The following is a 20,380-nucleotide window of genomic DNA, read 5'->3' as shown; positions in this document are numbered from 1 at the left end:
TAAGTCTCCTGTTCGCTACGATCTCGATTGACCTATCGAACGCCCGATCGGAGCGCGCGGAACCGCCGCCACACCGAAGGCGGCGGCGCGCGAGGATGACCCATGCACGTCACGCCTGCGGTCGTCGCCGAGGAGTACGAGTGGGTCCGCGAGCGGCGCGGCGCAGTGGTCCCGCTGGTCAACGAGACCCGCGACCATCTGGGGGAGCTGTTCGATACGGACGTCGCGACCATCGACGAGGAGGCGTACCTCGACGCCGTCGACGCGGTGTTCGCCGACGGCGACGTGGCCGTCAACGTCGCGGCGCTGGTCCGCCTGCTCCGGACGCTCGACGTCGAGGGGGACTACCCCGGATTCGTCGTCGACGAACTGCTCGGCCGCGAACTCGCCGGGATGGTGGCCGGGAACCAGCCCCTTCGACTGCTCGCGGAGGCGACCTTCCACGTCGCCGATATGCGGACCCACGGCGACGAGGGCGACGCGGCGGGAGCCGACGACCTCGACGCGGCGCTCGCGGCGGGCGTCCAGACCCGACTTCCTGGGTGGTCGTGGCAGGAAGGGGAGAGCCGATTCACCCTCGACCTAAAACGAGAGTGACGGCGTCGACAGGAATGCCGTCTCGAAGCCCTCGTGGCGCGACACTTGCGGCGGCGCGATGACCTCGACGGTGACCGAGGGGTCGCTACCGGTCGCGGGGACGACCGCGCCGTAGTGATACCCGAGGTCGGGGTGGATCGCCGCGCTCAGGGCGTCGTCGAAGGCCGTCTCACCGCTCGCTTCGACGCTCGCGTCGAGCGACATCATCGGCAACGGAATGCGGTTGTACGGCGTGCGGGGCGAGACGGCCAGATACGACTCGCCGTCGCCGAGGAAGTCGGCCTCGGTCAGCCACGTCGCGGCGTACACCCCGTCGTTCCCCTTCTTCGTTCCCAGCACCGACCCGGGCAGCTGCCCGGCGGGGGGCGTCTGCGAGGTCGGTATCATCTCCATCTCCATCAGCTCGACCGCGTTGCGCTCGCCCTGCTGGTCGGGGAACTCCTCGAAGGAGAGGTCCCGCAGGGCCGACTGCGAGAAGTCGAACTCGACGCTGGCCTCGCCGGCTTCGCCGAATCGGCCGGAGAACGCGCCGAGGCGGCGCTCGGACATGCCGTTGACGCGGACGCTGATCGTGTAGAGGCCGTCGCCGGAGAGGGCGTAGTTGTCGCCGTAGTGAAATCCCATGTTCTGTGAGATCATCGGCCACGGCGACTTGTCGGCGACCGTCTCGCCGTCCTGCTTAATCGTGATGGAGACTCCGGCTTTCACCGGCAGGACCATCTCGGTCTTCGGGTCCCAGACCGTCGCCATCAGGTGGAGGCTGTCGTCGCTTTGGATCTCGACCTTCTCCGCGTCGGTCCCGGTCACGGTCCAGAACCGGTGTGGGAACGAGTAGGTCAGGCCGACCATGTAGTCGCCCGCCTGCGCCATTCCGGCCATCCCCATCCCCTCGGCGTGAGTTGGCCAGTAGGTCGCGTCGGGGCGGTCCTCGACCAGCGGCGGCGCACGCGTCGACTGGCTCTGCAGCGACCCGCACCCCGAGAGCAGCGAGGCTCCGGCGAGGCCGGTTCCGGCGAGAAAACGACGGCGGTTCATGCCGCTGACTATCGGCTTTCCCCCAAAGACGGTTCTGGTACGGGCGGCGAAATCAGGCGCTCGGGTCGGCGCTCGGCAGCGCGCGCAGGTCCCGCGGCGGCAGGAGGTAGTTCCCGCGGCGCTCGACGGTCATGTACTGCAGGATGCCGTTGTTGACCCGCTGGCCGACCGCCGAGTTCTCGGCGACGTCGGTGCCGTTCATCGACTCCCGCGTGTTCACGAAGTCGGCGATGGACCGCTGGAGCGAGAGGAAGTGAAGCCCCGCCTCGCCGCCGTCCGTCGAGTCGAAGTCCCGGCGGAGTATCAGGGGACTGTCGTCCTCGCGCACCCGGGTCATCTTCTGGGAGTGGCCCGCGACACCCTCGCGTCGGCTGCTCTCGACGACGTCTTCCGGGCACTCGTCCATGCCGCTGTCGGTCCCGAGGTTCTCGCCGACGCCCTCGACGCGGTCCTCGTCCGCGTGGGCCGGGCAGAACATCTTCGAGACACGCTGCTCTCGGGAGTCCTGTTCGTACCACTGCTGGAGGTGCAGGCGGATGAACGAGAGGTGCTCCGTCGCGCCGTTGGCGAACGGGCCGGAGTCGACGCTCACGCGGTCCTCGCTGGCCTGATTTCCCTTGAAGCCGGATTTGAAGCCCATGAACAGCGGCGACTCCTCGGGGACCGGGTCGGAGTCCGGAATCCCCTCGACGTCCTGATTGTCCGCCGGCAGGCCGGGACCGACGAAGCCGGTTCGACGGTCGGACTCGGTGAAGACGCCCGAGAACGTCGCCGACACCTCGCGGTCGTTGACCGTCTCGCGGTTGCCCTTCAGCGCCTCCTCGGCGGCCAGCACGACGCTCTCGTGATCGCTGGCGAGGTGCAACAGCGCGTCGGGCGTGTCGAACGCGGGGTCCTCGAAGGGGGCGAGGGCCTTCGGGGCCGGCAACTCCACGCCCGTTGGCCCCGACTCGAAGCGCTCGAAGTACGATGGCGTGTACCCGAGCGTGAACAGCAGCCCCTCGTTGCTCCACTCGTAGGCGCGTTCGAGCCCGGTCAGTGCCTCCTCCACCTGTCTCCGGTCGCCGTCGGTCGGCGCGCCGTCGCCCTCGTAGTCGAGCAACAGGAGGACGTGGTGGTGGGGCATGCGCGGGTTGCCGGCGTCGTCGGTCGCCAGGGAGGCGTTCCACGCGTGCTGGCGGGCCGGCAAGCCGCCGGGGTCGTCCGTCCCCTCGGGCACGTCGGGCGCGCCGCGGTCGAGGCAGGCGGCGAGCGCGGCCGTCCCGCCGATGGCGACGGCGCTCTTGGCGAACTCGCGTCGGGAGATGCCGCGGTCGGTCATCGACGCCCGCTAGGGACTGCACCCCTTATTGGGTTCTGGTACGGGCGTCGAACGAGGGGACGGGACGGATTCGTACCGTCCTACGGGTCTTCCAGCAGCCCGTCCACCAGCCGCTCGAACCGGTCGGTCAGCCGTTCGGGGAGGGTCGGTTCGGCGGAACGGAGGAGGCGAGCGGTCTCCTCGGGCCGACAGAGCGCGAGGGTCACGCGGCCGGCGTCCCGGCGCTTCTCGACCACGCCGCACTCCGCGAGCCCGTCGAGGTGGTGTTCGAGCGTACTCCGGGCGATCCCGAGGTGGTCGGCGACGGCCGCGGGTCGAGCGGTCTCTCGCTCCAGCAGCGTCACGACCACGTCGCGGGCCGTCTCGCGCCGGAGGAGCGCCAGCGCGCGCCGCTCCCACGGGTCGTAGCCCGGCGGGTAGTAGTGCTTCCGACCGCTGACCGATTCACCGACGACGTCGTCGAGTTTCCGGAGGTGGTACTGCACTTGTCCGGTCCCGAGATCCAGCGCCCGGGTCAGCTCCCGGAAGTGGACGCCGGGGTCCCGCTCGATGTGGTCGCGGATGCGCCGCCGCGTCTCGTTCATCGTCCCTCCGCCTCGGTCCGTACCGCTGTTGTTCCAGTCACGTGTCCTCCTCGTTGTCTAGTCGCTTCTCGACGCTGCGGGCGTAGTAGACCGCCCCGAACACCAGCGCGACGACGACGGCGTCGGCCCCGTGTTCCAGCGTGTGGTGGGTCGCGGGACTGACGGTCCCCAGCATCGCCAGCCCGGCCACCAGCGGGCGGGCGACCAGCGCGACGAGCGCCAGCGCGAGCAACAGATAGGCCCGCGATCCGCGCCGCCGGTACACCGCGAGGCCGAGGGCACAGAGCGCCGCCGTCGCGACGGCCGACACCGCGAGCACGACGGCGAAGTCGGCGTGGAAGTCGCCCCAGTGGACGCCGACGTGACCCGGCCGAATCATGGTCGGGTTTGGGGACGGAGCCACCTGAGTCGCTCGGTTCTGCCGGAGTTTTTTACGCCCGCCGTTCGACCCGCCGCCATGGACACAATCGGGTTCGTCTGCGAGCCGGACCACGCGGCCTTCGGTCCGGTCGCGGAACGCCTGGCGGCGCGGGGGTTCGACGTCGAGTTCCGCCGGCCGGCCGACCCGATCTCGCCCGGGGAGGTAGCAGGTCTCTCGGCGCTCGTCAACGGCGTGCTCCACCCCGAGGCGTTCGCGGCGCTCCGGTTCGCCGATCGGGTGGGCGTCCCGACGTGGAACGGCTTCGCGGCGACGACGGCGCTGTCCGCTCGCCTCGTCTCGCTCGACGCGCTGTCGGCGGTCGGCTGTCGCGTCCCCGAGGTGCGTTTCGACGGGCCGAGCGAGGGGTACGTCGCCGGCCGCCGGTACGCGTGGACCGGAGGGGCCTCGCTCGGCGAGGCCGACTTCCACGTCGAAGACGTCAGGGACGGCCCGGTCGACCACCGCTACTACGCCGTCGACGACGGCCGCGAGACGCACATGCGAGCGCTGAAGATTCGGACGTCGATCTCGGGGACGGACTCGCTGGTCGAGTCGACGGAGGTCGACATCATGCTGGCCGCGCGGGTCCGGGAGCTACAGGACCGCTTCGGCGCGCGCGCCGTCGCGGTCGATTTCACGCGGGGCGAAGACGGCGAGTTCTACGCGCTCGGGGCGACGCCGGTCCCGAGCTTCGCCGGCGCGGAGATGGAGCGGCGAATCGCCGACTCCGTGGCGTCGCTGACGACGCTCGGTGCGTAGTGACACGCCGTCCCGACCCTTCGGGGAGTTTATTAGCCGCGTCGGCCACGATTCCGGTAATGAGCGGCGAGCAGGAACTCGGCATCACGGAGAGCAAGGAGCATTCACCCGGCGAGTGGTACGCCGAGGTCGTCCAGAAGGCCGGCCTCGCGGACTACGCCCCCATGGGCGGGTTCATCGTCACGCGACCGCGCGGCTACGCTATCTGGGAGCGCATTCAGGACAACCTCGACGGCTGGTTCAAGGACACCGGCGTCGAGAACGCCTACTTCCCGATGTTCATCCCCGAGTCGTACCTCGAACGGGAGAAGGACGTCGTCGAGGGGTTCGACCCCGAGGTGGCGTGGGTGACCCACGGCGGCAACGAGGAACTCGAAGAGCGACTGGCCGTGCGGCCCACCAGCGAGTCCATCATCGCGCCGTTCATGGCCGACTGGACCCGCTCGCACCGGGACCTCCCGATGCGGCTCAACCAGTGGTGTTCGGTCGTCCGGTGGGAGGCCACCGAGACCAAGCCGTTCTTCCGCACCAAGGAGTTCCTCTGGCAGGAGGGCCACACCGCCCACACCGACGAGGAGGGCGCGTGGGACGAGACGATGACCCGGCTGGAGCAGTACGCCCGCCTCTACGAGGACGTGATGGCGCTGCCGCCGCTGAAGGGCCGCAAGCCCGAACACGACAAGTTCCCCGGCGCGCACACGACCACCTCCATCGAGGCGCTGATGCCCGACGGGAAGTCGGTGCAGGCCGCGACCTCGCACTATCTTGGGACCTCCTTCGCGGAGGCGTTCGACATCACCTACGCCGACGCCGACGAGGACGAGAACACGGCTCACACCACGTCATGGGGCATCTCGTGGCGTGCGATGGGCGCGCTCATCATGACTCACTCCGACGACCAGGGACTCGTCCTGCCGCCCGCGCTGGCCCCCGACCAGGTCGTCGTCGTCCCCATCTGGCAGGAGGAGAACAAAGACGAGGTGATCGAATACGCCGCCGACCTCGCCGCGGAACTCGAAGAGGCGGGCGTCCGCGTCGAACTCGACGACCGCGAGCACCGCAATCCCGGTTTCAAGTTCAACGAACACGAGCTCAACGGCGTCCCGCTCCGGGTCGAGATCGGCCCCCACGAGGTCGACGACGGGGAGGCGACGCTCGCTCACCGCCCCGACGGCGAACAGGAGACCGTCGGCCGCGAGGGCATCGCCGAAACCGTTCGAGAGCACCTCGACACCGTCCACGGGAAACTGTACGCCAGCGCGGAGGAGACCTTAGAGGGCGAGATTCGGGAGGCTGACTCCCGAGAGGAGATCCTCGGCACCATCGGCCAGCACGGCGGCTACGTCAAATGCGGCTGGTGCGGCGACGAGGACTGCGAGGACCCAATCAAAGACGCCATCGCCGCCGAGATCGTGATGGTCCCCCTCGACCGCGACGAGGAGCCGATCCACGACGAGTGCGCGATCTGCGGTGAAGACGCCGAAGAGACGGCGTACTTCGCCAAGAGCTACTGAGTAGGGGCGTCATCGCGGCGGTCGGTGGCCGTCGTCACCCCGACACGACACGCCGAAACGGCTCAGATCAGCAGACGAGTAGACTGCCGCTATCGGCCTGTACGGCGCGCTTATCGCCGAATATCGTTCGGGTAACAAACTTTCCCGTGGCTGTCGTGGTTGGTAATGACAATCGCAGTCACTGGGGCTGCCAGCGCGGTCGGTGACGTAGTCAGAGACGTATTCGACGAGGAGGAGCGAGAGCTATACACGCAGCGGGAAGCGCCGCACGTCGACGGGGCCGCTCTCGACGTGACCGACGAATCGGCGTTCGTCGAAGCGCTCGACGGAACCGACACGCTCCTTCATCTGGCGTGGGAGTCCGCGAGCGAGGGAGGGTGGACGTCCGCGCACGGCGAGAACGTCCGGGGAACGTACAACGCCTTCGAGGCCGCCCGCCGAAACGACCTCGATAGGATCGTCGTCGCCAGCACGAGTCACGTCGTCGGGATGTACAACCGCGAGGACCCCGGTGAGATGGAGTCGCTGACGGAGGAGCTGTCCACGGTGGTCGGCCCCGAGGATCCGCTCCGACCCGACTCGTACTACGGCGTCGCAAAGGCGGCCTGCGAGGCGATAGGGTCCCTCTACGCCGACCGGTACGGCGTCGACGTCGTCTCGCTCCGGCTCGGGTGGCTCATGACGGAGGCGGAGCTCCGCGCCACACGGGCCGGTCCGGCCGCTCGCCATCGGTTCGCTCGAGCGATGTGGTTGAGTCCGCGCGACTGCCGGTCCCTCGTCTCCGCCGCCGTTCGCCACGCGCTCCCGACCTCGCCGCTCGTCGCCAACGCCATCTCGCGGAACGAGGACCGGTATCTGACGCTGGCTGAGACGGTCGTAGCGCTCGATTACCAGCCGCGCGACGACGCGGCGGCAGTCCTCGCAGAATCGTAGCTTCGACGTCGCGAAAGGTGGGGCTGAGGGAGCGTGTGACTTTCTCCGCGCCCCCAGTGTCGAGTGACACGCGGTCGTATATAAATCACCGTCAGACTCGGGGCAGACAAACGACAGACGGCGATGATGTTCGAGGCGAGATGCTGTTAGATATGCGAACCCTATCGGAGATATTATGAGTTGGGTCGGCATTATATTGTATTACCTCACTATACCTGTACTATGTCATTTCTTGCCCGTTAACTGCGAGAGGTGGTAATACTTCGAATTCTTTTTAAATACCCCTGCGCGTTCGTTCATATATGGGAGATTCGGTCAACCCGTTCGAGAGCTTTCAGGAACAGGTAGACGAGGCCGCCGAGCACATCGAGGTCGACGAGGGAATGCTCGAGAGGCTCAAGAACCCGGAGCGGATCCTCGAAACGAACCTCTCGGTCGAGATGGACGACGGCTCTATCGAGGTGTTCCGCGCGTATCGCTCGCAGTTCAACGGCGACCGCGGCCCCTACAAGGGCGGCATCCGCTATCACCCGAACGTCTCCCGCGACGAGGTCAAGGCCCTCTCGGGGTGGATGGCGTACAAGACCGCGACGGCCGGCATCCCCCTCGGCGGCGGCAAGGGCGGCATCGTCATCGACCCCGCTGAGTACTCCGAATCCGAGCTGGAGCGCATCACTCGCGCCTTCGCGGAGGAACTGACGCCGCTCATCGGTGAGGACCGGGACATCCCCGCGCCGGACGTCAACACGGGCCAGCGCGAGATGAACTGGATCAAGGACACCTACGAGACCCTAGAGAACACGACCGAACCCGGCGTCATCACGGGGAAGGACATCTCGAGCGGGGGGAGCGAGGGCCGCGTCGAGGCGACCGGGCGCTCGACGGTCATCGCCGCCCGCGAGGCCTTCGATTACCTCGGCCGCGACATCTCGGACGCGACCGTCGCCGTCCAGGGCTACGGGAACGCCGGCTGGATCTCGGCGAAGCTCGCCGAGGAGCTCGGCGCGGACGTCGTCGCCGTCTCCGATTCCAGCGGCGGTATCTACAGCGAGGACGGCATCGACGCCGTCGACGCCAAGCGACACAAGCGAGAGACCGGGAGCGTCGTGGAGTACCCCGACGCGGACGAGGAGATCACCAACGACGAACTGCTCCAGCTGGACGTCGACCTGCTGATCCCGGCGGCGCTGGAGAACGCCATCGACGAGGAGATCGCACGGGGAGTTCAGGCCGACGTCATCTCCGAGGCGGCCAACGGCCCCATCACGCCGGCCGGTGACGACGTGCTCGAAGACGAGGACGTGCTCGTCGTCCCCGACATCCTGGCCAACGCCGGCGGCGTCACGGTCTCGTACTTCGAGTGGGTCCAGAACCGCCAGCGCTTCTACTGGGACGAGGGGCGCGTCAACGACGAACTCGAAGAGATCATGGTCGACCAGTTCGACACGCTCGTCGACGCCTACGAGGAACACGACCTCCCGAGCATGCGCGTCGCCGCCTACGTCGTCGCGATCGACCGCGTCGTCGAGGCGGCCGAACAGGCCGACGTCTGGCCGTAGTCCGTTCGAACGGCCGAAGACGACGGCCTCTCGATTCGTTTCCGACCTCTCGCCCGGCGACTGTACGCCGGACGGTTCTCGTCGCGAATCGCTGGAGACGACAAACTTATCCAAGGAGAGATGATACCGATACCCATGGATGACATTTTTGTCGGTCGCCTGATGTCCTCGCCCGTACAGACGGTATCGGCGGACGCGTCGGCGGCGTCTGTCGCCGAGAAGATGATCGCGGAGAACATCAGTTCCGTCGTGGTCGTCGACGACGCGGGCCAACTGGAGGGGATCGTCACGTCGACTGACTTCGTTCGCATCGCCGCACAGGGCGGGGAGACGGACTCGATACCCGTCTCCGAGTACATGAGCACCGACGTCGTGACGACGACGGCCAACGAGTCCGTCGAATCCGTCGCTGACACCCTGATAGCGAACGGGATCCACCACGTCCCGGTCACCGACGAGACGGAGGGCGTCGTCGGGATGCTGACGACCACGGACCTCACCGCTTACGTCTCCGGTATCGAAGAGCCGTCGCCGGCACGCGCCCAGAACTAGCACAGACGCGCGTTCGGTCTCGTTTTCCGCACCCCCATCCGAGCGGCGTCGCCGTCGTCCGCTCTCGCCGTCATGTCGAACTGAATAGACTGCAATCTATCGTTATAAATATATATGCCCTAATATGTGGTCTAACAACGCTAATACCTTCAGGACCATCCTTTTATGAGGTGTTCCACTAGTAGCGCGCACACATGGTTGAGCGACACGACAGCGACGAGGCTGCGAGCGAGGCCGGGCTCGTAGACCCCACGGATTCCCGGTCGAACTGCGGCGTCGGGGTCGTGATGGACCTCGACGGCGGCAGCGACCACGAGACGGTACAGGACGGCCTGCAACTCCTCGAGAACCTCGAACACCGAGGGACGACGGGGGCCGAACAGAACACCGGTGACGGCGCGGGCATCATGCTCCAGTTGCCCCACGACTTCTTCGCCGACGAGCTGGACGCCGATCTCCCCGACCCCGGCGAGTACGCCGTCGGGACGCTCTTTCTGCCGCGAGACGAGGACGACGCCGCCGAGCTGAAGGACTTAGTCGAGACGGAACTCGCCGACGAGGGACTCGACGTCCTGGACTGGCGCGACGTCCCGACGGACAACGCGGACATCGGACAGACCGCACTCGACGCCGAGCCCGCCGTCGCCCAGTTCGCGGTCACGTCCGAGGACGGCAAGACGGACCAGGAACTCGACAACCAGCTCTACGTCGGCCGCCGCGTCCTCGAGAACACCGTCGGCGAGGAGCGACCGGCCGGACACGAGCGCTTCTACGTCGTCTCGCTGGCGACAGACGTCGTCGTCTACAAGGGGCTGCTGAAGGCCGAACAGCTCCCCGAGTACTACCCGGACCTCGCCGACGAGCGCCTGACATCTACCTTCGCGATGGTCCACGCCCGCTTCTCGACGAACACGCTCGGCGCGTGGCACCTCGCACACCCCTACCGCCGCATCATCCACAACGGCGAGTTCAACACCATCCAGGGCAACATCAACTGGATGCGGGCCCGCGAGACGGACATCCAGAGCGAGCGCTTCGGTGATGAGATAGGAAAGATCAAGCCCATCATCGACGACCCCGACCAGTCCGACACCGCGAGCGTCGACAACGCGCTCGAACTCCTCTTACAGGGCGGCCGCGACCTTCCGCACGCGCTCCGGATGCTCATCCCCGAGGCGTGGCGCGGCGAGATGAACGACGTGACCGGCGACCGGCGCGACTTCTACGACTACCACGCCTCGCTGGTCGAACCGTGGGACGGCCCCGCGCTGGTCGCGGCGACCGACGGCGAGCGCATCGGTGCCGTCCTCGACCGGAACGGCCTGCGCCCCTGTCGCTACGACGTCTTGGAGGACGACACGCTCGTGATGTCCTCGGAGGCCGGCGCGCTCGACCACGACGCCGGTGAGATCGCCGAACGCGGCCGACTCCAGCCGGGGCAGTGTTTCCTCGCCGACCCCGAGGAAGGACGGGTCATCCCCGACGCCGAAGTGTTCGACGACATCGGCGACGAGAAGTACGGCGAGTGGGTCGCCGAGGAGCAGGTCGACATCGACGACATCGCCGCCCGCGAGGACAACACGCCCCAGACCGAGGCCGCCGGCCTGCGGAGCCAGCAGGCCATGTACGGCTACACCTACGACGAGGTGGACCACCTCATCGAACCGATGGCCGAGAAGGGGAAGGACCCGGTCGGGTCGATGGGCGACGACACGCCGCTGTCGGTGCTCTCGCAGTTCAATCGCCCGCTGTTCACCTACTTCAAGCAGCTGTTCGCGCAGGTCACCAACCCGCCGCTGGACTACATCCGCGAGGAACTGGTCACCTCGCTGGAGTCCCGACTCGGCTACCAGCGCAACCTACTGGACGAGTCGCAGGACCACGCCCGGCAACTCGTCCTCGACTCGCCCATCCTCACCGACGAGGAGACGGCGGCCATCAAGGACTTGGACGAGAACGGCATGTCGACGGCGGTCGTCGACATCACCTACGAGCGCGGCACCGACCTCCGCGAGGCCGTCGAGGACGTGCGCGCCGAGGCCGACGCCGCCGCGGAGGACCACGACGTCGTCGTCCTCTCGGACCGAGACGCCGGCCCGGACCGCGTTCCCATTCCGTCGCTGCTGGCGGTCGGCGGCGTCCACCACCACCTCGTCCGCAACGGCCTGCGCAACCACGTCGGGCTCGTCCTCGAGTCCGGCGACCCGCGTGCGGTCCATCACTTCGCGACGCTCATCGGCTACGGCGCGGGCGCGGTCAACCCCTACCTCTCCTATCAGACCATCGACGACCTCGTCGCCGGGCCGGACGGCGCGGACCTCTCGGAGGCCATCGACGCCTACATCACCGCCGTCGAGGACGGCCTGCTGAAGACGATGGCGAAGATGGGCATCTCCACCGTCGAGAGCTATCAGGGCGCCCAGATCTTCGAGGCCGTCGGCCTCTCCTCGGACTTCATCGCCGAGTACTTCGAGGGGACGACCTGCCGGACCGAGGGGATCGACATCGACGACATCGAGGAGGACCTCCTCCAGCGACACGACGTCGCCTGGAGCGAGGAGGAGCCCGACATGCCCCGACAGGGCGAGTACGAGTTCCGCTCGAACGGCATCCACCACCAGTGGAACCCCGAGACGGTCGGTAAGATCCAACAGGCCGTCCGGATGGGCGACTACGGGACCTACCAGGAGTTCGCCGAACTCATCAACGACCAGAACGAGCAGCTCCAGACGCTCCGGGGCCTGCTCGAACTGGACTCGGACCGCGACTCCGTCCCCATCGAGGACGTCGAACCCGTCGACGACATCGTGAAGCGCTTCGAGACGGCGGCGATGTCGCTCGGGTCGCTCTCCCCGGAGATGCACGAGAACAACGCCATCGCCATGAACCGGATGGGGGCCAACGCCAACACCGGCGAGGGCGGCGAACCGCCCGAGCGGTTCGACACCGAGAAGGAGTGCACGACCAAGCAGGTCGCCTCGGGTCGCTTCGGCGTCACCGCCCACTACCTCGAATCGGCCGACGAGCTCCAGATCAAGATGGCACAGGGGTCCAAACCCGGCGAGGGCGGTCACCTGCCCGGGAAGAAGGTCAACGAGATGATCGCCCACGTCCGCTACGCGACGCCGGGCGTCGGCCTCATCTCGCCGCCGCCGCTGCACGACATCTACTCCATCGAGGACCTCAAACAGCTCATCCACGACCTGAAGGCCAGCAATCCGGAGGCCGACATCAACGTCAAGTTGGTCGCCGAGGACGGCATCGGCACCATCGCGGCCGGCGTCGCCAAGGCCAACGCCGACGTGGTCCACATCTCGGGCCACGACGGCGGGACCGGCGCGTCGCCGAAGACCTCCATCAAGAACGCCGGCCTGCCGTGGGAACTGGGCGTCGCCGAGGCCAACCAGATGCTCCGCGCGACGGGGCTGCGCTCGCGCATCAAAGTCACCGCCGACGGCGGGATGAAGACCGGCCGCGACGTGGCCGTCGCCGCGTTGCTCGGTGCCGAGGGGTACACGTTCGGGACCGCCTCGCTGGTCACGTCCGGTTGCGTGATGGCCCGACAGTGCCACGAGAACACCTGCCCGGTCGGCATCGCCACGCAGAACGAGAATCTGCGGAGCCGGTTCCCCGGCGAGCCACAGCACGTCATCAACTACATGACGTTCGTCGCACAGGAGCTCCGCGAGATAATGGCCGAACTCGGCTTCGAGACTATCGAGGAGATGATCGGGCGGGTCGGCGTCCTCGAACAGCGAGACGACGTGAGCCAGCCGAAGGCCGAGAAGATCGACCTCTCGTCGGTCATCGCCGAGCCGGTCGACAACGACGGCCGCTACAAACAGCGCGAACAGGACCACGAGGTCGACGAACAGCTCGACTGGGACCTTATCGACGCGGCCGAGTCCGCCTTCGAGAGCGGCGAACCGGTCGCCGTCGACACCGAGGTGGACAACGTCGACCGGGCCGTCGGCGCGACGCTGTCGAACCGCATCTGCCGGGAGTACGGCGGCGACGGCCTGCCGGACGACACCGTCCGGGTCGACTTGAACGGGACGGCGGGCCAGTCCTTCGGCGCGTTCCTCGCGCAGGGCGTGACGATGGACCTCACCGGGACGGCCAACGACTACGTCGGCAAGGGGCTCTCCGGCGGCAAACTCGTCGTCAACACGCCCGCGGAGGCGTCCTACGAGGCCAGCGAGAACATCGTCGTCGGCAACGTCGCGCTGTACGGCGCGACCCAGGGCGAGGCCTACATCAACGGGCAGGCCGGCGAGCGCTTCGCCGTGCGAAACTCAGGCGTCAAGGGCGTCGTCGAGGGCGTCGGCGACCACGGCTGTGAGTACATGACTGGCGGTGCCATCGTCGTCCTCGGCGACACCGGCAAGAACTTCGCGGCCGGGATGTCCGGCGGCGTCGCCTACGTCTACGACCCCGAGGGTAACCTCGCCGACCAGGCCAACACCGGCATGGTCTCCATCGAGGAGGGCCTAGAGGGCAAGGACCGGGGGATGATCTCCCGCCTCGTCGAGAACCACGCGGCCTACACGGGCTCCGAGAAGGCGGCGGCGCTGTTAGACGAGTGGGACGCCGAAGTCGAGAACTTCACGAAGGTGATGCCCGACGCCTACGCCGAGGTCATCAGCGACCGGGAGCGCGACGACGTGCGCAACGAACCGCCCGCCGCCGCGTCGGCCCCGGCCGACGCCGGCGACGAGGTGGACTTCGCGGCCTCCTCCGACGACTGACGGCGGCCGCGATGCTGGGCGCGTTCCGCTCCCTCGGACGCGTTTCGCCTTCCGAACATACCGCGCGACGACCGGCGTGACCACACCCGCCTGCCCGCCACCCCACTCGTTTTGACGCCGCCCTCCGTTGGGCGGGTATGGACCAGGTTCTCATCGTCGGCGGTACGCGGTTCATCGGCCGCTACACCGTCTCCGAGTTCCGTGACGCAGGCTACGACGTGGCGATTTTCAACCGGGGGAATCACGACAACCCCTTCGCGGACGACGAGGGCGTGACCCACGTCCAGGGGAACCGCCGCGACCGCGAGGACCTCGCGGCCGCCCGCGACGAGGTCGACCCCGACGCGGTCGTCGACTGCGTGGCGTACTTCCCCGAGGACGTCCGGGTCGCTACCGACGTCTTCGCCGACGTCGACGCGTACGTCTACGTCTCCAGCGGCGCGGCCTACGGTGAGGAGCGGGTGCCGAAACGCGAGGACGACACGGCGCTCGAACCGTGTAGCGAGGAGGAGGCGACGACCGACAGCGGCGCGACGTACGGCCCCCGCAAGGCCGAGGGCGACCGCGAGGTGTTCGCCGCCGCGGAGGACGGCGTGCGAGCGATGAGCGTCCGGCCGACCGTCGTCTACGGCCCCCACGACTACACCGAGCGGTTCGCCTACTGGGTCGATCGGGTGGCCGTCCAGGACCGCATCGCCGTGCCGAGCGACGGGATGAGCCTCTGGCAGATGGCTTACGTCGAGGACGTGGCGAGCGCGCTCCGAATCGTCGCCGAGGAGGGGGAGGCCGGCGAGGCGTACAACGTCGGCGACGAACACGCGCCGATGCTCGGTCAGTGGGTGGAGTTACTGGCCGAGACGCTGCAGACGGGCGTCGAGACGGTCGGCGCGACCGAACGCGACCTCGCGCGGCACGGTCTGACGCCGCAGGACTTTCCGATTCATCGGGCGTCGCCCCATCTGTTGGAGACGGCGAAGCTCCGAGCGCTCGGCTGGTCCTCGACGCCGCACCGGGTCGCGCTCCAGCGGACGGTCGAGGAACACCGGGAGAACGACCGGACCGGACGGCAGTTCGGGCCGGACCGCGACGTGGAGGAGGAACTGCTCGACGACCTGACGGAGTGAGCGGAGAGGTGCGGGAGTTAGAGACCGAGCGCCGGCACCCACGCCGACCCGGGGAAGACGCCGAGGATGTAGAGAATCGCGATGGTGAACGTCGCCAGCGTGATGGCCGCCGCCGGCGGGTCCCAGTGCGTGTCGGCGTGGGCGTAGAAGATCCGCTGCCACGTCTCGCCGAGTAACGCGCCGTAGACGCCGAAGATCGCCGCGACGATGACGACCAGCAAAGCGCTTCCGCCGGGGTCGCTGGCGACGACGGCCGCCCCCGCCGTCGAGGCGGGCAGGGTCATGTGGTGTGTCACCGGGATCTTCTCCACGCCGAGGTTGAGGAAGGTGAGCGACGCCGCCGAGATGCCGAAGCCGAGGAAGTAACTCCCCGTTTCGAGCCAGATGTACCCGCCGAGGACGCCGGTGACGAAGCCGATGAGCGCGACGCCCGGCCACTTGTACTGGTGGGGGAGCCACGGCTCGACGGCTAAGCGCTCCTCGCCGGGTTTGTCGGCGTCGCCCGACACCTCGCCTTCGGACCGTGTCTCGCCGCGTTCGAACGGCGTCATGTCGAAGATGCCGTCGCCGGCGACGACGCCGATGATGGAGTACCCGAAGACGAGCCGGTGGAGCAACGCGCTGAGCGTGACGCCCATCGCGATCGGGTCCCAGGGGAGCAACAGGCCGCCGGATATCTGCCTGATCAACATTCCGACGATGCCGAACGCGCCGCCGACGGCGAGGTGGCTCGGTTTCGTGCCGAGAGCGAACGTGATCGCCTTCGCGTTGTGGAAGTCGAAGGCGGCTCCCATCTCGTCGTGTTTGGCGGCGTAGGCGGCGGCCGCCGCGCCCCCGGCGAAGGAGACGTGCGGGCCGAACACCGGGCCGAAGGCGACCGCGCCGGTGATGCTACCCGCTAACTCGGCACCGGCGTAGGCCGCGCCCTCGCCGACGACGACGAGGAATCCCGTGAAACAGAACGCCGGGAGCGCGCCGAGCGCGGCCCCGAACGCGCCCCCGGCGAAGGCGGCGATGACGAGGACGACGAACGCCGACAGTTCCAGACCGATGACCGGTAGCTGTAACGCCGTGATTACCATCCGTGATTTCCTCCCTGTTCGACTCGGGCCGGCCGCGTCCTCGCACCGACGACAGCGTCTCCTGACTTCCGTTTCCGTCCCTGACCGCTCGGTTCGACGTGTGTCACATCCATTGTGTGTCCTCCGTGTCGGCGGTGCTGGCTATCTACAGCGACCCTCGGAAGCCGATACACACGAGCGCACTATAGCCGCGCCCCGTCTGTGACTCGTTTCGAGGGTTACTATAGTTCCCGCCTCGACAGAAAGATAACTCTATTTGACATATAGTTTCGACCCCATTACCGGCCGGACGCGGGCGGCGTTCACACGACTGACTCCACGGCGGCAGACCCGAGGTAGCCGGGTAATCGGTGGTTACGCCGAACGGAGGGTCGCCCGTTTGCACTCGTAGTCCTCGAGGAACGCGCCGTAGCCGCCGACGCTGATGCGTTCGGTCCCGGTGTCGACTATCAGCGAGTTCTCGAAGCCGAAGTCGCTGTTCCCGGGTTCGACGAGGTTCTGTCGGGCGTCGACGACGGTCCCGGTGACGGTTTCGAAGGGGTCGTCGGTCCCGACCCGCCGGGCGTAGAGGTCGACGCTGACGTCGGTCCCAGTTCGCATCCGGAGTTCCGCCGCGAAGACGGTGTGACGGAACATCTCGTAGGTCGCTGGCAACGAAGGCGGGCGGGTAACGAGCAGTTCCTCGCCCATCGGCCAGTAGTTTCCCAGATACGACCCGACCAGTACTGAGGCGACGGCGTCCTGTCTGAACGTGATGGCGCGGGTCTGGTCGTGGTCCCAGCTCAGCATGGTCGCCGGCGAGACGAACCCCCGCTCCTGGTCGGTCGCCAACAGCGACGGCGCGCCGGCCAGCCCGGACCTGACGACGTTCGCGAGCCCGTCGAGGCGACCGCCCGTCTCCGAGACGACCTCGGGGTCCGACTTCGACCCGTCGCCCTCGTCGGCCCCGAGCGTCAGCAACACCAGGACGCCGCGCTCGCGGGCCCGCCTGAGCGCGTCGGCGACGACGGGTAACCGGCGGGCGGGCAACTGGAGGATCACCTCGGACTCGGCGGCGTCGATGTGATCCACCAGTCGCTTCCCGATGGTCGCCCGCGATTTGACGACTTCGAACGTCTCCTCGTCGTCGGCCGGGCGCTCGTATCGGGCGGTGACGGCCGATTCGAGGGCGTCGAGGTCGGTCCGGAGCGCTCCGAACGCCTCGGCGGGCGGCACCGCTCGGATCTCCGTGGGCGTCCGGTGGTCGTCGACGGCGACGAAACCGTCGGCCGCGAGGTCGTCGCAGACGTCGTAGACGTAACTGGTCGAGACGCCGGCGGCCTCCGCGACGGTGCTCGCCGTCGCCGAGCCGCGCTCGACGACCGCGAGGTACGTCTCGGCCGCGGTCTCGGAGAAGCCGTACTGCTGGAGTTTCGCGCGTATCGTTTCCGTCTCTGCTGGAGGTTGGTCCGACATGGGTTGAGATGGTCGCCGCGCGCCGCGGCGGGCGGGTCCGGTCGCTGGCACGTACTCGCCACGGCGGTATAGTCCTTCGTCAGAAGCGGAGTGGGGTGTTGCTACGGACTACCGCGAGGACCCGTGTAGAGCGCCCTCGACGCGAGCCGCGCTCAGTCGTCGTAGCCGCGGATGCCCTGCATCAGCGCTTTCACGTCGTCCATCCCCCGCTCGCCGTCGTTGTTGATGTCGTAGCGGCCGGGGACCGGATCGTCGTCGGTGATGCTTCGAGTGTTCTTGACCGTGAGCGTCGCCGTCGGGCCGTCCTGGCCGACGGTGAGTTCGTAGTCACCCGCCTCGACGACCTTCGGCTGGACGCCGAGCATGTCGCCGGGGACGACCTCCAGCGCGGTGAGGTCCGCGGTCACCTCGACCGTCTTCGTCTCGCCGGCCGCGAGCGAGACGCGCTCGTAGCCGAGCAGCCGGCGGAGCGGCTGGAGGACCGAGCCGTAGGACTGGGTGTTGAACACTTCGACGACGTGGTCGCCGGCCGTTCCGCCGGTGTTCGTCACCTCGACGCTGACGGTCACTTCGGACTGGTTGGCCGGGTTGCCGACGGTCTTCTGGGACAGCGAGACGTCGCCGTACTCGAAGGAGGTGTAGCTCAGACCGTGACCGAACTCGTACAACGGGGTGTTGTCCGTCGCGCCGGTCGACGTCGGCGGGTAGCGGTTGTACGGGACCGGGACCGTCCCGACGGGCGTGCCCTCGTTGGTCGGCCAACTGAAGGCGAGTTTACCCGACGGGTTGTAGTTGCCTACGAGCGTATCGGTGATAGCAGCGCCACCGTCGCTTCCGGGTTCGCCGGCGAACAGCAGGGCGTCGAGTTTCTCGAACGTCTCGGGGGACCCGCGCGGACTGCCCGCGAGCATGACGCCGACGACGGGCGTCGAGTCGCTCGTCTCCTCGTTCACCACGTCGATGAGGCGCTGCTGAGCTTCGTCCAGGACGAGTTCGTCGCGGTCGCCGAAGCCCTCGTTGTGACAGCCCTCGCCGACGACGACGACGACGGCGTCGGCGTTCGGTGCGGCGGACCGGACCTGCTCTTCCTGCGCGTCGGTGAAGTCGAACTCCCCGTTCTCGTCGCTCTGCTGGTTCGGCGCGTCGCCCTGTCCGGCCCACCACGTCGTGTTGTTGTAGGACGTGGGGACGTGAGTCAGGTTCCCGACGCAGTCTTCGAGTTCGTCCACCAGCAGGCGCTGTCGCGGGAACGGCCCACTTCCGCTCGGCCCCTGCCAGCCGAGCGTCCAGCCGCCGTGTTGCATCAGCGCGCGGGTGTTGTTGCCCTCGCTGTCGACGCCCGGCCCGGTCAGCAGGACGTTCTCGTCGCCCGAGAGCGGGAGGGTGTCTTCGTCGTTCTTCAGCAGCACCATCGACTCCTTGGCCATCTGCTCGGAGGTCTCCTTCGCGCCGCCGAGGACGCCGTCGATGCGGGACTCGTCGACGGTCGGCTCCTCGAACAGGCCGAGGTCGGCCTTGAGTTCGAGGATGTTGCGCACCGCCTCGTCGATGCGGTCCGCGGGGATCTCGCCGTCTCGGACGAGACTGACGACGGTGTCGATGAACTGGACCGGGCCGGGAGCGCTCCCGCCGTTGCCGATCATGTACATGTCGACGCCGGCGTTGATGGCCTCCTTCGTCGCCGTCCGGAAGTCCGGCGCGTAGTCGTGGTTGGTGATCATCCGGTTGAGGTCGTCCCAGTCCGAGACGACCATCCCCTCGAAGCCGTAGTTCTCCCGGAGCATCCGCGTCAGGAGCCAGTGGGAGGCGTGGGCGGGAACCCCGTTGACCGCGCCGCTGTTGACCATCACGGTGCCCGGTTCCGCTTTCAGCGCCTCGCGGTACGGCGGGAAGAGGTTCGTCCGGAGGTCCCGCAGCGACGTCGAGGCGGGCGCGCGGTCGTTGCCGTTGTTCGGGATGGAGTACGCGCCGAAGTGTTTGACACACGAGGCGAGGCGGTCGTCGCTCTCCAGTCCCCGCGCTCGCGCCCGGGACACGTCGCCTTCGAGCTTCGGGTCCTCGCTGATGCCCTCGAAGAAGCGACCCCAGCGGGGGTCGCGCTGGAGGTCCGTCGTCGGCGCGAACGTCCAGTGTGCCCCCATCGAGACCGTCGAGTCGCTGGTGTGTTCCTCGGCCTTCTCGATCAGGTCGGGATTCCGCGTCGACCCCATGTTGAGCCGCTGCGGGAAGACGGTCGCGCCCTCCAGCAGGCCGTTGCCGTGGGTCGCGTCGACGCCGTAGAGGAACGGGATGTCGTGGTCGGCGTTCCGCAGGTTGTACTCCTGGAGGTCGTTGATGCCCGAGACGACCTCGCTGCCGTCGAAGCTCGGCGGTGCGGCCCCACCCGAGAGCACCGATCCGACGCCGAGCTCGGTGAAGAGCTCGCCGACGGTGTCCACGCCGAAGTTGTCGGGGACGTTCGAGCCCTCTGGGTCGGGCTCGAACGAGCTGATGGCGACCTGGGTCATCTGTGCCGCCTTCTGTTCGAGGCTCAGCGTCGAGATGATGTTCTCGATGTCCTCGTCGGTCTGTGCCGCCGCCGCGCCGGTACCGGCCCCCACCGCCGCCGTCGCCGTCGCCGCGCCGGTGGCTTTCATGAACGTCCGCCGGGACGTCTCGGCTACGCCGTCGTCAGTCGTGTCGGAATTGTCTGCCAT

15 protein-coding genes are annotated in these 20,380 nt (G+C 67.8%); 8 read left to right on the top strand and 7 right to left on the bottom strand.

Annotated features, from left to right (window positions below; translation table 11 throughout):
- Positions 1 to 102 precede the first annotated feature (102 nt).
- A complete protein-coding gene (locus tag GO488_RS05310) occupies positions 103 to 597 on the top strand; it encodes a DUF7984 family protein (RefSeq protein WP_162316750.1) in 495 nt (164 codons plus the stop codon).
- On the opposite strand, the gene GO488_RS05305 is transcribed toward GO488_RS05310, so the two are convergent.
- From GO488_RS05305 to GO488_RS05290, 4 genes are all read right to left on the bottom strand, one after another.
- On the bottom strand, positions 583 to 1,632 hold the full coding sequence (locus GO488_RS05305; protein ID WP_162316749.1) for a DUF7350 domain-containing protein: 1,050 nt from the start codon (positions 1,630 to 1,632) through the stop codon (positions 583 to 585). The two genes, GO488_RS05310 and GO488_RS05305, sit on opposite strands and share 15 nt — an antisense overlap.
- A 52-nt stretch (positions 1,633 to 1,684) precedes the next feature.
- Positions 1,685 to 2,953 carry a DUF7405 family protein gene (locus GO488_RS05300; protein ID WP_162316748.1) on the bottom strand — a complete coding sequence of 423 codons (1,269 nt, stop codon included), beginning with the start codon at positions 2,951 to 2,953 and terminating at the stop codon, positions 1,685 to 1,687.
- An 80-nt stretch (positions 2,954 to 3,033) separates the two neighbouring features.
- Complete coding sequence (locus GO488_RS05295) at positions 3,034 to 3,537, bottom strand: winged helix-turn-helix transcriptional regulator (protein WP_162316747.1); 504 nt, start codon at positions 3,535 to 3,537, stop codon at positions 3,034 to 3,036.
- A gap of 37 nt (positions 3,538 to 3,574) precedes the next feature.
- Positions 3,575 to 3,940: a DUF7471 family protein gene (locus GO488_RS05290; protein WP_338401336.1), complete on the bottom strand. Its 366-nt coding sequence runs from the start codon at positions 3,938 to 3,940 to the stop codon at positions 3,575 to 3,577.
- A gap of 54 nt (positions 3,941 to 3,994) precedes the next feature.
- Between GO488_RS05290 and GO488_RS05285 the strand changes: the two genes are divergently transcribed.
- The 7 genes from GO488_RS05285 to GO488_RS05255 all read left to right on the top strand — a co-directional run bounded on the left by GO488_RS05285 (position 3,995) and on the right by GO488_RS05255 (position 15,147).
- Positions 3,995 to 4,717 carry an ATP-grasp domain-containing protein gene (locus tag GO488_RS05285; protein ID WP_162316746.1) on the top strand — a complete coding sequence of 241 codons (723 nt, stop codon included), beginning with the start codon at positions 3,995 to 3,997 and terminating at the stop codon, positions 4,715 to 4,717.
- A 59-nt stretch (positions 4,718 to 4,776) separates the two neighbouring features.
- Complete coding sequence (proS, locus tag GO488_RS05280) at positions 4,777 to 6,231, top strand: proline--tRNA ligase (protein ID WP_162316745.1); 1,455 nt, start codon at positions 4,777 to 4,779, stop codon at positions 6,229 to 6,231.
- Between the two features lie 165 nt (positions 6,232 to 6,396).
- Entirely contained in the window at positions 6,397 to 7,164 is a 768-nt protein-coding gene (locus tag GO488_RS05275) for an NAD-dependent epimerase/dehydratase family protein (RefSeq protein ID WP_162316744.1), read from the top strand.
- A 302-nt stretch (positions 7,165 to 7,466) separates the two neighbouring features.
- Positions 7,467 to 8,723 carry a Glu/Leu/Phe/Val family dehydrogenase gene (locus GO488_RS05270; RefSeq protein WP_162316743.1) on the top strand — a complete coding sequence of 419 codons (1,257 nt, stop codon included), beginning with the start codon at positions 7,467 to 7,469 and terminating at the stop codon, positions 8,721 to 8,723.
- 135 nt (positions 8,724 to 8,858) lie between these two features.
- Positions 8,859 to 9,275, top strand: coding sequence for a CBS domain-containing protein (locus GO488_RS05265; protein WP_162316742.1), 417 nt, complete (start codon positions 8,859 to 8,861; stop codon positions 9,273 to 9,275).
- A 194-nt stretch (positions 9,276 to 9,469) separates the two neighbouring features.
- Entirely contained in the window at positions 9,470 to 14,023 is a 4,554-nt protein-coding gene (gltB, locus tag GO488_RS05260; protein WP_162316741.1) for a glutamate synthase large subunit, read from the top strand.
- Positions 14,024 to 14,160: 137 nt separating this feature from the next.
- Entirely contained in the window at positions 14,161 to 15,147 is a 987-nt protein-coding gene (locus tag GO488_RS05255) for an NAD-dependent epimerase/dehydratase family protein (protein ID WP_162316740.1), read from the top strand.
- A gap of 17 nt (positions 15,148 to 15,164) precedes the next feature.
- Here the strand turns inward: GO488_RS05255 and GO488_RS05250 are convergent, their stop codons facing one another.
- The 3 genes from GO488_RS05250 to GO488_RS05240 all read right to left on the bottom strand — a co-directional run bounded on the left by GO488_RS05250 (position 15,165) and on the right by GO488_RS05240 (position 20,380).
- Positions 15,165 to 16,229 (bottom strand): DUF7973 family transport facilitator, encoded by a 1,065-nt coding sequence (locus tag GO488_RS05250; protein WP_162316739.1) that lies wholly within the window; start codon positions 16,227 to 16,229, stop codon positions 15,165 to 15,167.
- Between the two features lie 354 nt (positions 16,230 to 16,583).
- The gene (locus tag GO488_RS05245) at positions 16,584 to 17,684 is read right to left on the bottom strand and encodes a TrmB family transcriptional regulator (RefSeq protein WP_162316738.1); all 1,101 of its coding nucleotides are present in this window, start codon (positions 17,682 to 17,684) and stop codon (positions 16,584 to 16,586) included.
- Positions 17,685 to 17,836: 152 nt separating this feature from the next.
- Positions 17,837 to 20,380, bottom strand: coding sequence for a glycoside hydrolase family 3 protein (locus GO488_RS05240; RefSeq protein ID WP_162316737.1), 2,544 nt, complete (start codon positions 20,378 to 20,380; stop codon positions 17,837 to 17,839).

It is taken from the genome of Haloarcula limicola (genome assembly GCF_010119205.1).
Taxonomy (GTDB): Archaea; Halobacteriota; Halobacteria; order Halobacteriales; family Haloarculaceae; genus Haloarcula; species Haloarcula limicola.
This window is presented reverse-complemented; position numbering and strand designations above follow the sequence as displayed.

Excerpts from the sequence above, each read along its gene's own strand:
- GO488_RS05310 (WP_162316750.1), top strand. The coding sequence starts at position 103 with ATGCACGTCACGCCTGCGGTCGTCGCCGAGGAGTACGAGTGGGTCCGC.
- GO488_RS05305 (WP_162316749.1), bottom strand. The coding sequence starts at position 1,632 with ATGAACCGCCGTCGTTTTCTCGCCGGAACCGGCCTCGCCGGAGCCTCG.
- GO488_RS05300 (WP_162316748.1), bottom strand. The coding sequence starts at position 2,953 with ATGACCGACCGCGGCATCTCCCGACGCGAGTTCGCCAAGAGCGCCGTC.
- GO488_RS05295 (WP_162316747.1), bottom strand. The coding sequence starts at position 3,537 with ATGAACGAGACGCGGCGGCGCATCCGCGACCACATCGAGCGGGACCCC.
- GO488_RS05285 (WP_162316746.1), top strand. The coding sequence starts at position 3,995 with ATGGACACAATCGGGTTCGTCTGCGAGCCGGACCACGCGGCCTTCGGT.
- proS (WP_162316745.1), top strand. The coding sequence starts at position 4,777 with ATGAGCGGCGAGCAGGAACTCGGCATCACGGAGAGCAAGGAGCATTCA.
- GO488_RS05275 (WP_162316744.1), top strand. The coding sequence starts at position 6,397 with ATGACAATCGCAGTCACTGGGGCTGCCAGCGCGGTCGGTGACGTAGTC.
- GO488_RS05270 (WP_162316743.1), top strand. The coding sequence starts at position 7,467 with ATGGGAGATTCGGTCAACCCGTTCGAGAGCTTTCAGGAACAGGTAGAC.
- GO488_RS05265 (WP_162316742.1), top strand. The coding sequence starts at position 8,859 with ATGGATGACATTTTTGTCGGTCGCCTGATGTCCTCGCCCGTACAGACG.
- gltB (WP_162316741.1), top strand. The coding sequence starts at position 9,470 with ATGGTTGAGCGACACGACAGCGACGAGGCTGCGAGCGAGGCCGGGCTC.
- GO488_RS05255 (WP_162316740.1), top strand. The coding sequence starts at position 14,161 with ATGGACCAGGTTCTCATCGTCGGCGGTACGCGGTTCATCGGCCGCTAC.
- GO488_RS05250 (WP_162316739.1), bottom strand. The coding sequence starts at position 16,229 with ATGGTAATCACGGCGTTACAGCTACCGGTCATCGGTCTGGAACTGTCG.
- GO488_RS05245 (WP_162316738.1), bottom strand. The coding sequence starts at position 17,684 with ATGTCGGACCAACCTCCAGCAGAGACGGAAACGATACGCGCGAAACTC.
- GO488_RS05240 (WP_162316737.1), bottom strand. The coding sequence starts at position 20,380 with ATGGCAGACAATTCCGACACGACTGACGACGGCGTAGCCGAGACGTCC.